Raw genomic sequence first — 14,354 nt, 5'->3', positions numbered from 1 at the left:
GGAGTCATTACCGTTCCGGCACAACAATATGTCGCAGACAAGGGAGGCTTTTTGCATCATGGCAGAAACATTGTCGCAAGAAGTGGAACACGAAGCTTCGACTGGCCGCGTGGAGACGGATATTCTCGACCAGTTGATGAAGCCCGAAGTTCAACGATCGCTCTCCGAGCTGGTGGAAAATTTGCCCAAGCTGGCGGAGATGGTCACGCTGCTGACGAAAGCGTACGACTTTGCCCAGTCGGTGGCGACGGACCGCATCCTCATCGAAGATTTGAAAGGCGGAATCGGAGAATTCGTCAAACCGATTCAGGAGAAAGTGAAAGGCGTTGCCGCAGCGGCAATCGAGGCAAACGAACGCGTGCAGACGGAGTCGGCGACGATCGGACTGTTCGGCTTGTTGAAAATGTTGAAAGATCCGCAAGTACAAAAAACGCTCCGCTTTATCCAGGCGTTCCTGGATGTGTCGGCGGAACGTCAAAAGCAGCGTTAATCCCGTACCGTATTTGATATCCAGAACAGGAGGATCAGCATGTCAAAGCACATTGTAATACTGGGCGGCGGCTATGGCGGGCTGCTGACTGCGCTGACCGCACGCAAATATCTTTCAGCAGAAGAAGCACAGATCACCCTTGTCAACAAGACTCCGTTTCATCAAATTGTGACGGAACTGCACCGTCTGGCCGTCGGCGGCCTGAACGAAGGCAACGTCGCGCTGCCGCTCGAGAAGCTGCTGCGCGGCAAAGATGTCGATATCCGCATCAATACGGTCGAAAAGATCGCCCTGGACCAGAAGCAAGTGTCGCTTGCGAACGGCGCTTCGATCAGCTACGATACCCTCGTTATCGCGCTGGGCAGCGAAACGGCGTTTTTCGGCATTCCGGGGCTCGAAGAAAACAGCTTCACCCTGAAATCGGTCGAAGACGCCAACCGCATTCGCGCGCATGTCGAAGCCCGCATCGACGCATACGCACAGTCGAAAAATAAAGCCGACGCGACGATCGTCATCGGCGGCGGCGGCCTGTCCGGCATTGAATTGATCGGCGAACTGACGGACATGCTCCCTTCCTGGTGCGAGAAAAAAGGCGTCGATTTCAACGATATTACGCTCTACTGCGTCGAAGCGGCTCCTTCCATTTTGGCCGGATTTACGCCGGATCTGGTGGAACGCGCCAAGACGAGCCTGGAAAAACGCGGCGTCCGCATTTTGACCGGGGTCGCCGTTACGGAAGTGCAAGGCAACAACGTCATTCTGAAAGACGGCACGAAAATCGAAGCGAACACGCTCGTCTGGACCGGCGGCGTAACCGGTTCCCCGGTTGTCGCCAATTCGGGCATCGAAACGGTTCGCGGACGCGCAACGGTCAACGAATATTTGCAGTCGACCTCGCATCCGGACGTATTCCTCGCCGGAGACAGCGCTGTCGTCATGAGTCCGGAAGGCCGTCCTTATCCGCCCAGCGCGCAAATCGCGTGGCAAATGGGCGAAACGGTCGGCTACAACGTATTCGCCGCATATAAAGGCGGTCCGTTGAAAGCTTTCAAGCCGGTCTTCTCCGGCACCCTTGCGAGCCTCGGCCGCAAAGACGCGATCGGCACGATCGGCGGCAACCAGACGAAGCTGAAAGGCCTCCCGGCATCGCTGATGAAAGAAGCGAGCAATATCCGCTATTTGTCCCATATTAACGGTCTCTTCTCGCTTGTATATTAAAGCGGTCCTGCGAAGGCGGGAAAAACCGGCTGCTATGGCCGGTTTTTTCCGCCTTCTTTTTTCGCTGTCGGCCGGAAACAAGTTTGAAATTGTTGCGGCATGAAATCGAAATAACAGGATGCTATACTTGTCAGCATGGTGTTCCTCCCGGAATGATGTTACACTTTTGGTATGGCTACGTCGAACAAGGAGAATGATGAGCGTTGAAAAAAGGCCTTATTTTATTTTTGTTCACCAGTTTGGTCATGTTGTCCGCTGGGTGCGGCAGCCTCCTCTCCGGACTTTCCGGCAGCCATAACGTCGGATCGGAGCAGACGCAGCCGAATGATCCGGCCGCAGACGCCGACGATACGACGGAGAACGAACCGTCGAAGCCGGCGGACGCGGCGCCGGAACCGCCGGAGCGGGAGAACGCGGCGCAGGAGCATCCCGGTACGGATAAGCCGGACGCGGAGAAGCCGCCGGTAGATAAGCCGAACTCGCCGCCGGAACGGGAAGGGCCGGTTCAGGAGACGGCGGGCAAAATCGGCGATTTGATGGTGGTTGCGAATCCGGACAGCTTAGCCGTACTGATTAACAAGCAGTATACGCTGCCGGAAAATTACGAGCCGGAAGACCTCGTATATCCCGACGTTCCGTTTATTTTCAGCGAGAAGGTCGACAAGCGCAAGCTTCGCAAAGAAGCCGCGGAAGCGCTGGAGAAATTGTTCGCGGGTGCGAAGGAAGACGGCATCGAGCTTGCCGGCGTGTCCGGATACCGTTCGTACGAACGGCAAAAAGAGCTGTTCGAAAGCTATGTCAAACGGGACGGCGAGGAGAAGGCACGCACGTACAGCGCGTTGCCCGGAACGAGCGAGCACCAGACCGGCTTGTCGATCGACGTCTCCGGAAGCGACGGCCGCTGTGCGGCCCAGGATTGTTTCGCCGGCACGCCCGAGGCCGAATGGCTGGCGGAGCATGCGGCCGAATACGGCTTTATTATCCGTTACCCGGAAGGGAAAGAGGACATTACCGGATACAAATATGAGCCGTGGCATATTCGCTATGTCGGAATCGAGATCGCGAAAGAAATCGCCGAGCGTAACATTACGTTGGAAGAGTATTACCAGGCCGTACCGGTTTCCGGAAAGTAACTGACAAGCGCATGTTCCCGTCATGGAAACATGCGCTTGCATTAACCGATTCTATCATCGGATCTTTCTCTATTTTTCTCCTCCCTGCCCCTCTTTATACGTTCTCTCTTCAAATCCGGTTAACAGGTTGCCATCGTGACCGGACCGGCCAAAACGGGGCGCATAACCTGAAGCGAGGTGAACGCCGCTATGGTGGAAAAAACGATACTGCCCTTCGGGGAACCGATACTTCGAAAAACGGCGAAGCCTGTGGCGGAATTCAATGCCAAACTGTTCAAATGGCTGGACGACATGGCCGATACTTTGTATGCGGCCGAAGGGCGGGCCGGCCTGGCCGCGCCGCAAATCGGCATTCTTCGGCGCATCGTAGTGATGGACTGCGGAGACGGATTGATCGAGCTGATCAATCCGGAAATTATCGAAGCGCGCGGCTCGCAAACGGGTCCGGAAGCGTGCCTGTCGTTCCCCGGGTATACCGGCTTGGTGGAACGTGCCAAGTATGTGAAGGTCAGAACATTCGACCGGAACGGAGAGCCGCACATACTGGAAGCCGAAGACTATAAGGCGGTCTGCATGCAGCACGAGATCGATCATTTGAACGGCATTCTGTTCATCGACCGCGTCATCGGCGATTATTTGTATCACGAACAAACGCAGCATAAAATAAGCGTGCTGCATGCGCTAAAACTGAGCCATGCCCAAACACCCGGATGAATCGGGACAACTTGCAGCCGGAAACCCGGTCTCCAACGTTCCGCTGCAGCGTCGGCGAGAAGATGCCCGACTTGCATTCAGGATAAGTCTAGAACGCCATCGCGAGCAGTTCGATCAGATCGTCCCCGCGGTAGACGCCCGTCACGCCGTCCGTTCGCACCGCCCGTTCGCCGTCGAATCGCCGTGCATCCGCCTGCTCCGTATGCAGGAAGCGGATCGTCAGTTCGTACGGTCCCGGCAGCCGCAGCGGCGCCGGTTTGACCGGCTGGCGAACGGCCGCTGCGACGGCCTCCTTCAGCTCGGCGCGCACGCGCTGTGGCGCTTTCAAGAGCGCAGCATGGCGTCCGGTCGCCGTTTTCGTCGCATAGGTCGCGACGCCCGGCAGCTCGGCCTGCGCTTCCTTGCACGTCTTGTCGTCCCCCGATACGAAGACGACGGGAACGCCGTACATCCCGAACCATAACGCGTCCAGTCCGATTTCCCCGATCGGGCGGCCGTTCAGCCTGAGCGATTGCCAGCCCTGGGACGTCATCGTATGATCCCGCACCGCTTCCATCGTCCCTCCCATTGCATGATAGCCGATCAGCAGCACGCCGTCGAAGGTGCTGTCGATCCCGGGAAAACGACGTTCCACGCGCGTCGCTCCCATGACATATTCGGCGCCGGGATGCAGCAGCTCGGGGATGAAATTAAAGCCGCTGCCGTGCGCGTCCTTGACCACGACCCGGCTCGCCCCCGCTTCTAGCAGCGCCTCCGTGACCGCATTCGCCTCCAATGTCAACAACCGTCTCGCTTCTTCGTACAGCGGCTCGCCGCGCAGCAGTTGCTCCCGCAATACGACGCCGGCGATGCCTTCCATATCGACGCTGACATAATACTTCATCGGCCTGTTCTCCTCTCCTTTGTTCCGCCGTTACAGCTTCATTATAGCCGCCCGTTCGACTGGAATCTATCGTCATTTTTAATATAACGGACGGAGTTATCCTCCGAAATCTCGCTTTTTCCTTTGCCGTCCCCCAAGCCGGGCCTCCTTTACAGCGTATCGAATATTGACTATACTTGTACAAAGCTTTATTGCGAACGTGTAAAACTTTCGATCCGGGATGGTCCAATGCTCTATTATTTTATTGCGCTGTCGGCCGCGGCTATCGTCCTGCTCACGGTCAATCCGCGAAGCGGCGCCAACCGTTGGGCGGCATTCTTTCTGTTCAGCGCCGGCATCGGCGGACTCGCCTATACGATCCGCGATTCCGTATTGCCCGGCTATCCGGAAGGTTGGCTGCTTCGGCTTGAGCAATGGCTGGAAATCGCCAACCATACGTTGACGCCCTACGGCGTCGTCATGTTCGCGGTCGCCTATTCGGGCGTGTTCGGCGGCGGCGCCCGCAAGCTTCTGACGTATGCGCTGCTGCTGCCCGTCGTCGCGACATTTCTGCTCACGCCGACCGGCCCGGCGCTCCGTCTCGACTTCACCGTTCTGCTGTTGTGGGTCGGTCCGTATTACTTGTTCGCCTGCGCCATGCTGTTCTATTCCTGGCGGAACGACACGGACCGGGACAAGCGCAAAAGCCGGTTCATTACGTTCATTCTGATTGCGCCCACTTTGCTAGCCATCCTGGTCTTCATCAATATCGCGCGGGCGTTCGATCCGTCGTTCCCCTTTTTCGGCTATGTATCGGTATTTATCGGCTATTCCCTTATTGCCGGGGTGCTGTTTTCCTTTGCAAACAGCGTGCTGGGGCTGCGGGTGCGGCTGGAAAGGGAGCAGCTGGACTCGACGATGAAAGCAATCAGTTCGGGAACGGCGATGCTGAACCATACGATCAAAAACGAAATCGGCAAAATTGCCATCAGCACCGACAATCTGCAAGCTGCTTTGACGGACGCTCCTCCGCAAGTGAAGGAAAATTTGCGGATCATCGCCAGAGCGGCGGATCATATGCAAGCGATGGTCGAACGCATTCATCTGCAGGCGCAGCATATCGTGCTGCGCGAGACAGACAACGAGCTGTCCGCTCTCATTCGCGAATGCGTCGAGCGTCTGCGGCCGCTAATCGAAGAGCGCGGCATTATCGTCACAATAGGCGGAGAGCGGGAGATCGCGCTGCGCTGCGACAAGGTTCATGTTCTGGAAGTATTGAACAACGTGCTGGTCAATGCGATCGAAGCGCTTCATCCCGGCGGTCGGGTGGAAATCCGTCTGTCCCGGCGCCGGAAGTACGCCGAAGCGGTCATTCGCGACAACGGGCCCGGTATTCCGAAGGATCGTCTCGGACGGGTCTTTGAACCGTTCTATTCGTCCAAAGGCAGCAGCGGCAACTTCGGCCTCGGCCTGTCGTACTGCTATAACGTAATGGCGAAGAGCGGCGGCTCTATCGACATCGATAGCCGCCCGGGCGAAGGCACGACCGTTACGTTGCTTTTTCCTTATCATACGGGAACAAATTCCCGAAAATCAGGAGGAAAACGATGACCCGCCAGCCAAACGAACAAACGGATATGGCGCCGATTCGGCTCATTCTCGTAGAGGACGATCCGGACTGGGTGACGGCGATGTCCGCCTTCCTCGGCCGCGAGCCGGACTTTGTGCTGACAGGCACCGCCGCGAACGCTGCGGATGCGATCGAGCTGGCGCAAACGGCGGATTTCGACGTCGTCCTGATGGACATTCATCTGTCCGGAGACCGGCTGGACGGCATCTATGCGGCGGCGGATATTGCCGAGCTTCGTCCGCAGGCGAAAATCATTATGCTCACATCGCTTCAGGACGAAAGCATCATCCGCGATTCGTTCACCGCCGGCGCGATCCATTACGTGCCGAAAAGCGATTATCGGCAGCTGCCCCAGGCGATTCGCAGCGTCTATCATCATGCCTACCCGATGGAAGTGCTGCTGAAGGAGTTCGCCCGGCTGAAGCGGGAGGAGCAGCTGAAGCCGCTGACTCCCGCGGAACGCGAGGTTTTGGAGCTGATCGGGCAAGGCTACACGCAGGCGCAAATCGAGCGCAAGCTATACAAATCCGAAAGCACGATCAAAAATCAGGTCAACAAAATATTGAAGAAGCTTGGCGTCAAAAGCAGCAAGGAAGCGGTTCAAAAGGTGCGCCGAAAAGGGTTGTTCAGAAAATAAGAAAATAGTCCGCATGCCGTACTATAAAAATTAGAACTGAACGGGAAGCCGGCCGCGTGATACAATGAATGGCAAGCAGGACGATCACGCTGCTTCCGTTCGCGATCGGGCGGCTTTTGATCGGCCAGAAACGGAGGGATACGCCGTGGAGGACAACTCGACCGCCGTCATTCTGTTCGACGGCATGTGCAACCTGTGCAGCGGCATCGTGCAATTCGTCATTCCGCGCGATCCCAAGCGGCATTTCCGGTTCGCCTCCCTGCAATCGGAGACCGGACGGATGCTGCTCAGCCGCTGCCAACTGCCGACAGACCGCTATAACTCGTTCGTCGTCGTTCACGGGGCGACATGCCGCACGAAATCGGATGCGGCGCTGTACGTTTGCTCCCGTTTAACGGGAGGGTGGCGATTGCTTCGCGTATTCGCCGCCGTCCCGCGGCCGATCCGCGACCGGGTCTACGACTGGGTCGCGCGCAACCGTTACCGCTGGTTCGGACAGCGTTCGTCCTGCTTTATGCCCGATCGCGAGCGCGATCGGGAGCGGTTTTTGCCGTAACGCATAAAGGAGGAACGACGATGGCAGAAGCGGTTTGGCTCCGGCGGCAGCCGGTATATGTCGAGACCGTTATCCGGACGGACATGGAGCGGCTCTGGTTTTGTACGCAGCGGCCGGAACAGCACGAGCAATGGGATTTGCGCTTTTCAAGCATTACGTATTTGCCCAAAGAGGAAGACGATCCGAGGCAGCGGTTTCGGTATACGACGCGCATCGGTTTCGGACTGCGCATTAGCGGTTGCGGCGCGACGAAAGGCGGCATCGCCGGTCGCGGAGGCGAACGGAAGTCCGTATTGGAATTTTGGTCGGATCAGCCGCTGTCGCTCATTCGCCGCGGAAGCGGTTATTGGAAATATACGCCCGTGCCGGGCGGCATCCGGTTTGTGACGAAATACCGGTACGAGACCCGGTTCGGACTGGCCGGAAAGCTGTTTGACAAGCTCGTGTTCCGCCCTCTTATCGGCTGGGCGACGGCCTGGAGCTTCGATTGCTTGCGGATATGGTTGGAGTACGGCATTGCGCCCGCGGTATCCGTACGCAACAGCCTGCGGTTTTGCGTCTCCGTCCTGTCGATTGGGCTGTTCGTCGGCTTTCAGCTCGGCGCCCTCCTATTCAAGCCCGAGCTGTTAAACGGAATCGTCGTACCGGCCGCTCTGAACGCCGCCTTGGGCGGCTGCTTCTTCGCCGCATGGAAGAGCGGCCGCAGGCGTCCGCGGGCTGCGAATTGCCTCCGTTCGGATTCCGGCGCCGTCACGGCGGCCCGGCTGCGGTACGAAGGAGGAGACCGATGAAATCGATCTACGAAATCGCGCTCGGGTCCGACTTTTCACGCCTCCATCCGCGCATCCGGCAGCGATTCTCGCTGCACAGCCAGACGGAAACGGCTGCCGTCGGCCGCGGCGTCATGACCCGGATGTGGTATGCGAAGCAGGTTGCGTTTCCGTTCCTGCACGCCGGCGCGAGCCGCCACCTCATGTTTCCGCAAGGCGGAAAACAAATTCCGTTTGCGATCGAAAATTACGCTTACCGGGACAAATTCGGCCGTGAAACCGTTGCCTGGATTCGCACGTTCCGATTTCCAAACCGCATTCGCCGCTTCGATGCGACGATGATATTCAGCGAGCAGCGGGGATGCATCGTCGACTACATGGGAACCCATCAGCATTTGGCCGTTGATCTCGATATCGGCGTCGCCGACAACGGCGGTATCCGGATCAGGTCCGGCGAGCAGCGTTTTTACGAGAAATGGCTGCAGTTCCGGTTTCCCCTCGCCTTCTCCGGCATCGCCGAAGTGTGCGAATGGTACGACGACAAGAGCGGCCAATACCGTATCGACGTCGATGTCCGTAACAGATGGATCGGCCGGATATTCGGGTATAGCGGCGTCTTCGAGGTCGAGTATTTCCCGCTGAAGCCCGAATGGATTCCGCTTGACGCACGGCCGGTGCGCGAAGAGCGGCGGGAATGAATACGGGAAGCGGCGGCTGCAGCTATCATGCATGCATTACATTACTACGTCATGCCGGAAGCCGATCACTCAACCTGCATACAAAACCTCCAGCGCTATCCGGCAGAAGCAGACAGCTCTGGAGGTTTTGTCGTTAGACTGATCGTATCCCGTTCCGGCGCGAAGGGGTTGACGCGCTAGTTCCTCCCTTGGCGGCCCGGCATCGCTTCACCCTTCCATTCGAGCAATGCCGGGTCAAAAGCCGGAACCAGCCCTTCACGTGCCGCCCGGCCGAGCAAAGCTCGGACCGCCCCGTATCCTTGCTCGCCCAGATCGGCGGTGAAATCGTTGACGTACAAGTCGATATGCGCCTTGGCGACATCGGGCGACATCTCCTGGGCATGCTCCATCACATAGGACATGGAGGCATCCGGATGCGCCCATGCATATTCGACCGAAGCCCGAATCCATCCGGCGATCGCCGCCAGATCCAGCGTCCTGCGGGCGATGATGGCGCCGAGCGGAATCGGCAGCCCCGTATCCTCTTCCCACCAGCTCCCCATATCGGCGACCAGGCTGAGACCGTAAGACGGATACGTGAACCGGGCCTCGTGGATGACCAGGCCGGCGTCGACGATGCCGTCCCGCACGGCCGGCATAATGTCGTGAAACGGCATGACGACGATTTCGCCGACGCCGCCCGGAACGCGCTGCGATGCCCACAGTCGGAACAGCAAATACGCGGTCGAGCGCTCGCTCGGCACGGCGACCCGCTTCCCGGACAGGGCGGCGCCGCCCGACGCCGCCATACCGGGATCGGCCGCCAGCACGAGCGGGCCGCAGCCCCGGCCGAGCGCCCCGCCGCAAGGCAGCAGCGCATATTCCGACAATACCCACGGCAGCGCCGCGTATGAAATTTTCAGAACATCGGGGCCGTTGCCGCTGGCGGCCAGCCCGTTCGTAATGTCGATATCCGCATACGTAACTTCAAGCTGCGGCGCTCCGGGAACAAGCCCGTGCGCCCATGCGTGAAAGACGAACGTGTCGTTCGGACACGGGGAATATGCGATCTTCATGTCAACACCTCCGGTAAAATCGCGCTCGCCTTCTCCAGCGCCGCGAGCGCTTCGCCGATTCGCCAGGCGCTCCGGTCGCGCGGACCGACAGCATTGGATACGGCCCGCAGCTCCAGCGCCGGCACGCCGAACGCCGCTGCGGCGGTCGCGACGCCGAACCCTTCCATCCCTTCCGCCGCGGCTTCCGGGTAACGCGCCGCCAGCTTCGCGGCAGTCTCCGCCGTGCCGGTCGCCGTCGCGACGGTCAGAACCGTACCGACCGCCGCCGCAATACCGGCCGAAGCGATGGCGGCGGCGATTCGCTCCGCCACCTGACGGTCCGCTCCGATCCGCGCGCTGCCGAATCCGAGCTCGTCCACCGGCAGAAAGCCGCCGTCCGCCGTCTCCGCCCCGAAATCGGCGGCAACGATCGCGTCGGCGACCACGACGCTCCCGATCGCGGCTTTGCCGGGAAATCCGCCGGCAATGCCGGCGGACACGGCCAGGCCGTACCCGCCGCCGGCCAGCAGCTGCGCTGTCCGGGCGGCGGCCAAAGCGCTGCCCGCTCCGGTTATGCGGACGTCGAATCGGGGATCGCGGCCGGCTCCGCGCAGCACCGCCTCCCGTTCCGCTTCCACCGATACGGCAATCAAAATGCGCTTCATCGGAGGTTCCCCTTTCCCGGCGGAATGGTCGTATCTTGCAAACATAGCTTGTCTCTCCCTCTGCAAACCAGTACATTAATCGTACCGGACCCCGGTTCAAAACGCAATCGCGTGTTCGGCCCGTACAAGCCCCTAATAAGCCAAATGGCCCGCAAATGCGGCCGCTTTCATCGCATTTGCGGGCTGTTTTCGCAGCATTTGCGGACCGCGGCGTCGGTGCGGCCCATCCGCTACTTGTTCAGCTGGTCGTATGCGTTCTGGTAAATTTCCAGATAACGGTCCAGCTTCAAGCCGTCAAAGCCTTTCACATAGCTGTCCCATTCCGCATCCGTCAGCTGCCGCGAGCCGGTTACGAACTGTGCGAGATTCGAGCGAATGTAGTCGTTGATTTGCGTGCGCAGCTGGTTCGCCTCCTTCGCGTCGGCCGCATCCATGAAGATGCTGAGCGGAAACGTTTCCTCCGGCTCGCGTCCCTCGTAATGATTGGCCGTCTCCATGAACAAACGGTATTCGTAGCCGGTCGGCGAGAACGGATCGTCCGGCGCCGTCCACGATTCGCGAATCGCTCTCGTCCGCCGCGTAATGCCCATCTGATCCCAAATATCGTTTAACGTCGTGCCGATGGACGCATATTCGGGCTTCACGGTATATTGGGCCGGGTTGCCGTGCACGTCCAGCTCTCCCGGCTTCGCTTTCTCGTAATATTTGCCTTCGAACCCGTATTCGTTCATGATCGCATGCTCTTCCGAATACAAATAGTCGGCCAGCTTGATCGCCGCGATCGCTTCCGCTTCGGAAGCTTTGTTCGTGATCGCGAAGTTGCCGTTGCCGTACGACTTGTAGAACCCCGCGTAAGCGACGCCTTTCGGACCGGTTAGCGGAGGAACCGTCACATAGTCTTTATGCCGCGTTTCGCCTTCCGCAATGCTGAAAGCCATTCCGATATGGCCCGCCGTCACCGAGCCGATCAGGTTGTCGCCGTCGCGGTTGCCGAGCTGCTGCAGCTGATCGCCGTTCTGGGTGAACGCCTCTTTATCGATCAAGCCTTCGCTGTACAGACGGTTGATATAGGCGAGACCGTCCCGCCATTCCGGCTGATTGGCCGCCAGCTTCACCTTGCCGTTCTCCATAATAAAGAAGTTCTCGTCGTTGTTGTAGATGAACGAATTCATCAGAAAATTGGCCGGAATCGCATGCCACGTATTAAACGCGCCTGTCAGCGGAATTTCGTCCTGCTGGCCGTTCCCGTTCGGATCGCCTGTCTTGAACGCCTTGAGCACCTCGTAATATTCCTCCGTCGTCGTCGGCAACTTCAGCCCGAGCTTGTCAAGCCAGCCTTTGTTAATCCACAGCTTCTGCGAATACCAGCAATGGAAGCATTCGTTCACATGCGGAAGCGCATAAATATTGCCGTCCGGAGCGGTAATGGCCGCTTTCAGCTCCGAATCCTCGGCGAAAGCCCGCTTGATCTCGACGCCGTATTGCTCGATCAGGTCGTTCAGCGGCTTCAGAATGCCCTGCTGTCCGTACTCGATCTGCTCGGCCTGCGTAAAGTTGCCGGACAGGAACACAGCCGGATAGTCGCCGCTCGCCATCATCAGTTTTTTCTTGTCTTCCGCGTTGGCGGACGGCGCGGCGTCGAACTTGAAGCGGATGTTCAGCTTCTGTTCTTTCGTCACCTCGTTCGTCGAAATATCCTCGATGCGCGGGGGCACCGATACGAACGTCGTCAGCGTCACCGCCCCGTCCCCCGACTCTTCTTCCTCCGCGCTTCCGCCTCCGCCGCCGCTGCAGGCGGCAAGCAGCGCCAATACCATCATCGGCGCCGCGAAACGAACCCACCGTTTTCTCATGTCCCATCTCCTCCTCATTCCGGCCTGATTTCAACCTTTGAGCGAACCGATCATGATGCCCTTGACAAAATATTTTTGCACGAACGGATAAATGGCCAATACCGGCACAGTCGCCACGACAATAAGCGAATATTTGAGCAAATCGCGCAGCCCTTGCCGGGCTACCATCTGATTGGCGTCGACCATCATGCTGGCGTCGATCGAGTTCAGAATCAGAATGTTGCGCAAAATGATTTGCAGCGGATACAGATCCGGCGACTTCAGAAAAATGAGCGCCTCGAAGTACGCGTTCCAGTGACCGACCGCATACATCAGCACGAGGACGGCGATAATCGGTTTGGAGAGCGGCAGCACGACGCGCCACAAAAATCCGATATCGCTGCAGCCGTCCAGCTCCGCCGCCTCGCCGAGCTCCTTCGGAATGGTGGACTGAAAAAAGGTGCGCGCGATAATAACCTGCCAGACGGCCAACGCCCCGGGCAGCAGCATCGCCCATCTCGTATCGAGAAGACCGAGCGCCTTCACGGTCAAATAGTACGGAATCAAGCCGCCGCTGAACATCATGGTGATGACAATGATAACCATCATAAGGCCGCGGCCGAAAAACGTCGGTTTGGAAAGCGGGTAAGCCAGCATGACCGTTAGCGATACATTGATCAGTACTCCGAAAAAGGTGTAGAAAATCGAGTTGGCGTAGCCGGTCAAAATTTGCGGATTGTTGAAGATCGCCTTGTAGCCCGCGAGGCTCGGCTCCACCGGCAGCAGCCATACGCTCCCGCTGACGACCGCCCGCGGCGAGCTGAAGGACGAGCTGACGATGTAAACGAGCGGGTACAGCACCACGACCAGAATGATGACGAGAAAGAGATATACCCCGAACAGGAACAGCTTGTCGCCCCATGATTCCTCGATCCTCGTATGCGCTTTCATCATTTCCCTCCCAACCGCTACCACAGACTGGTCTCGGATACCCTTCGGGCCAGCCAGTTGACGGCGACCAGCAGGATCAGATTGATAACCGAGTTGAACAGGTCGACCGCGGCCGAGAAGCTGAAATTCGCGCCGAGCAGACCGACTTTGTACACGTACGTCGAGATGACTTCGGACGAGCTGATGTTAAGCGGATTTTGCATCAGAAAAATTTTTTCGAACCCGACGTTCATCATTTGGCCCGCGTTCAAAATCAGCATAATAATCGCCGCCGGCATAATGCCCGGGATATCGACGTGAACCACTTTTTGCAGGCGGGACGCCCCGTCGACTCTGGCCGCTTCGTACAACTCTGGATTGATGCCCGCAAGCGCGGCGAGATAGATAACGGCGCCGTAGCCCATCCCCTGCCAGACATTGGAGAGGACGAATATGCTCTTGAAGTAGGCCGGTATGCCCATGAAATTGACCGATTCCATCCCGAGCGCACGGACGATCAGATCGACGAAGCCAAGACGCGGCGATAGAAACAGAATGATCATCGATACCATGACGACGGTCGAAATAAAATAAGGAGCGAACGTCACCATCTGCACCGTTTTTTTAAATACGCGCCCGCCCACCTCGTTCAGCGCCAGAGCCAAAATAATCGGGACCGGGAACCCTACGAGCAGCGAGTACAGACTGATCAGCAGCGTATTTTCGATCAGCATGCTGAAATTCGGCGATTGGAAGAAGTCCTGGAAATGCTTCAACCCTGCCCAATCGCTTCCGGCGAACCCCTTCATAATACTGAAATCCCGAAACGCAATCTGGGCCCCGTACATCGGAACATATTTGAAAATGATGATATAGGCCAAGGGCAGCAGCACAAGCAGATACAGCTGCCAATGCCGCTTCGTCTTGCGAAGGCCGTCCTTGCCCGCCGCCGCCATACGGCTTTTCAGCCCCGGAGATGCCTTTCGCTCCGTCACACCGGTTGCGCCGGTCGAACCCATGCGAACGATCACATCCTTTCGTTGACAAGTGGATAAGGTGCTCGAGGTTCACGATACGGTTCCCGCAACATCCCGGTCAACGGCCGCTTTTCCGCTGCCGCCGACTTTTCCGACTCTCCGCCGCTTGATAATCCGGCGGCGCTCTCTTTTCCGTCCGGCCCGCCGC

At 58.3% G+C, this 14,354-nt stretch carries 15 protein-coding genes; 9 read left to right on the top strand and 6 right to left on the bottom strand.

The annotated features are described in order from the left end of the window. The first annotated feature begins 58 nt into the window (after positions 1 to 58). From ABEV74_RS04955 to def, 4 genes are all read left to right on the top strand, one after another. Entirely contained in the window at positions 59 to 490 is a 432-nt protein-coding gene (locus ABEV74_RS04955; RefSeq protein ID WP_062493167.1) for a DUF1641 domain-containing protein, read from the top strand. A gap of 39 nt (positions 491 to 529) precedes the next feature. Beyond that, positions 530 to 1,708: an NAD(P)/FAD-dependent oxidoreductase gene (locus ABEV74_RS04950; RefSeq protein ID WP_430143864.1), complete on the top strand. Its 1,179-nt coding sequence runs from the start codon at positions 530 to 532 to the stop codon at positions 1,706 to 1,708. Positions 1,709 to 1,911: 203 nt separating this feature from the next. Then, entirely contained in the window at positions 1,912 to 2,841 is a 930-nt protein-coding gene (locus ABEV74_RS04945) for a M15 family metallopeptidase (protein ID WP_430143862.1), read from the top strand. Between the two features lie 189 nt (positions 2,842 to 3,030). Further along, a complete protein-coding gene (gene def / locus ABEV74_RS04940; RefSeq protein ID WP_430143859.1) occupies positions 3,031 to 3,555 on the top strand; it encodes a peptide deformylase in 525 nt (174 codons plus the stop codon). Positions 3,556 to 3,643: 88 nt separating this feature from the next. Here the strand turns inward: def and ABEV74_RS04935 are convergent, their stop codons facing one another. Beyond that, positions 3,644 to 4,438, bottom strand: coding sequence for a M55 family metallopeptidase (locus ABEV74_RS04935; RefSeq protein ID WP_430143856.1), 795 nt, complete (start codon positions 4,436 to 4,438; stop codon positions 3,644 to 3,646). A 228-nt stretch (positions 4,439 to 4,666) separates the two neighbouring features. On the opposite strand from ABEV74_RS04935, the gene ABEV74_RS04930 reads away from it, so the two are divergent. The 5 genes from ABEV74_RS04930 to ABEV74_RS04910 all read left to right on the top strand — a co-directional run bounded on the left by ABEV74_RS04930 (position 4,667) and on the right by ABEV74_RS04910 (position 8,708). Next, positions 4,667 to 6,028 carry a sensor histidine kinase gene (locus tag ABEV74_RS04930; RefSeq protein WP_430143853.1) on the top strand — a complete coding sequence of 454 codons (1,362 nt, stop codon included), beginning with the start codon at positions 4,667 to 4,669 and terminating at the stop codon, positions 6,026 to 6,028. Between the two features lie 26 nt (positions 6,029 to 6,054). Beyond that, entirely contained in the window at positions 6,055 to 6,684 is a 630-nt protein-coding gene (locus ABEV74_RS04925) for a response regulator transcription factor (protein WP_430143946.1), read from the top strand. A gap of 145 nt (positions 6,685 to 6,829) precedes the next feature. Further along, positions 6,830 to 7,240: a thiol-disulfide oxidoreductase DCC family protein gene (locus tag ABEV74_RS04920; protein ID WP_430143850.1), complete on the top strand. Its 411-nt coding sequence runs from the start codon at positions 6,830 to 6,832 to the stop codon at positions 7,238 to 7,240. A 20-nt stretch (positions 7,241 to 7,260) separates the two neighbouring features. Next, complete coding sequence (locus tag ABEV74_RS04915) at positions 7,261 to 8,031, top strand: hypothetical protein (protein ID WP_430143847.1); 771 nt, start codon at positions 7,261 to 7,263, stop codon at positions 8,029 to 8,031. After that, complete coding sequence (locus tag ABEV74_RS04910; protein WP_430143845.1) at positions 8,028 to 8,708, top strand: DUF4166 domain-containing protein; 681 nt, start codon at positions 8,028 to 8,030, stop codon at positions 8,706 to 8,708. The genes ABEV74_RS04915 and ABEV74_RS04910 overlap by 4 nt, the downstream gene beginning before the upstream one ends. A 176-nt stretch (positions 8,709 to 8,884) precedes the next feature. Here the strand turns inward: ABEV74_RS04910 and ABEV74_RS04905 are convergent, their stop codons facing one another. The 5 genes from ABEV74_RS04905 to ABEV74_RS04885 form a co-directional block, all read right to left on the bottom strand. Then, positions 8,885 to 9,763, bottom strand: coding sequence for a 1,4-dihydroxy-6-naphtoate synthase (locus ABEV74_RS04905; protein ID WP_430143842.1), 879 nt, complete (start codon positions 9,761 to 9,763; stop codon positions 8,885 to 8,887). Then, on the bottom strand, positions 9,760 to 10,407 hold the full coding sequence (locus ABEV74_RS04900) for a futalosine hydrolase (protein WP_145977216.1): 648 nt from the start codon (positions 10,405 to 10,407) through the stop codon (positions 9,760 to 9,762). Before ABEV74_RS04900 ends, ABEV74_RS04905 begins: the two co-directional genes overlap by 4 nt. Positions 10,408 to 10,637: 230 nt before the next feature. Then, the gene (locus tag ABEV74_RS04895) at positions 10,638 to 12,260 is read right to left on the bottom strand and encodes an extracellular solute-binding protein (protein WP_430143839.1); all 1,623 of its coding nucleotides are present in this window, start codon (positions 12,258 to 12,260) and stop codon (positions 10,638 to 10,640) included. Between the two features lie 30 nt (positions 12,261 to 12,290). After that, positions 12,291 to 13,190, bottom strand: a complete 900-nt coding sequence (locus ABEV74_RS04890) for a carbohydrate ABC transporter permease (protein WP_430143943.1) — start codon at positions 13,188 to 13,190, stop codon at positions 12,291 to 12,293. 17 nt (positions 13,191 to 13,207) lie between these two features. Next, positions 13,208 to 14,188, bottom strand: coding sequence for an ABC transporter permease (locus ABEV74_RS04885; protein WP_430143836.1), 981 nt, complete (start codon positions 14,186 to 14,188; stop codon positions 13,208 to 13,210). Positions 14,189 to 14,354: the final 166 nt, after the last annotated feature.

Source organism: Paenibacillus cisolokensis (assembly GCF_050481165.1).
Taxonomy (GTDB): domain Bacteria; phylum Bacillota; class Bacilli; order Paenibacillales; family Paenibacillaceae; genus Paenibacillus_AH; species Paenibacillus_AH cisolokensis.
This window is presented reverse-complemented; position numbering and strand designations above follow the sequence as displayed.

Excerpts from the sequence above, each read along its gene's own strand:
- ABEV74_RS04955 (WP_062493167.1), top strand. The coding sequence starts at position 59 with ATGGCAGAAACATTGTCGCAAGAAGTGGAACACGAAGCTTCGACTGGC.
- ABEV74_RS04950 (WP_430143864.1), top strand. The coding sequence starts at position 530 with ATGTCAAAGCACATTGTAATACTGGGCGGCGGCTATGGCGGGCTGCTG.
- def (WP_430143859.1), top strand. The coding sequence starts at position 3,031 with ATGGTGGAAAAAACGATACTGCCCTTCGGGGAACCGATACTTCGAAAA.
- ABEV74_RS04935 (WP_430143856.1), bottom strand. The coding sequence starts at position 4,438 with ATGAAGTATTATGTCAGCGTCGATATGGAAGGCATCGCCGGCGTCGTA.
- ABEV74_RS04930 (WP_430143853.1), top strand. The coding sequence starts at position 4,667 with ATGCTCTATTATTTTATTGCGCTGTCGGCCGCGGCTATCGTCCTGCTC.
- ABEV74_RS04925 (WP_430143946.1), top strand. The coding sequence starts at position 6,055 with ATGGCGCCGATTCGGCTCATTCTCGTAGAGGACGATCCGGACTGGGTG.
- ABEV74_RS04915 (WP_430143847.1), top strand. The coding sequence starts at position 7,261 with ATGGCAGAAGCGGTTTGGCTCCGGCGGCAGCCGGTATATGTCGAGACC.
- ABEV74_RS04910 (WP_430143845.1), top strand. The coding sequence starts at position 8,028 with ATGAAATCGATCTACGAAATCGCGCTCGGGTCCGACTTTTCACGCCTC.
- ABEV74_RS04905 (WP_430143842.1), bottom strand. The coding sequence starts at position 9,763 with ATGAAGATCGCATATTCCCCGTGTCCGAACGACACGTTCGTCTTTCAC.
- ABEV74_RS04900 (WP_145977216.1), bottom strand. The coding sequence starts at position 10,407 with ATGAAGCGCATTTTGATTGCCGTATCGGTGGAAGCGGAACGGGAGGCG.
- ABEV74_RS04895 (WP_430143839.1), bottom strand. The coding sequence starts at position 12,260 with ATGAGAAAACGGTGGGTTCGTTTCGCGGCGCCGATGATGGTATTGGCG.
- ABEV74_RS04890 (WP_430143943.1), bottom strand. The coding sequence starts at position 13,190 with ATGAAAGCGCATACGAGGATCGAGGAATCATGGGGCGACAAGCTGTTC.
- ABEV74_RS04885 (WP_430143836.1), bottom strand. The coding sequence starts at position 14,188 with ATGGGTTCGACCGGCGCAACCGGTGTGACGGAGCGAAAGGCATCTCCG.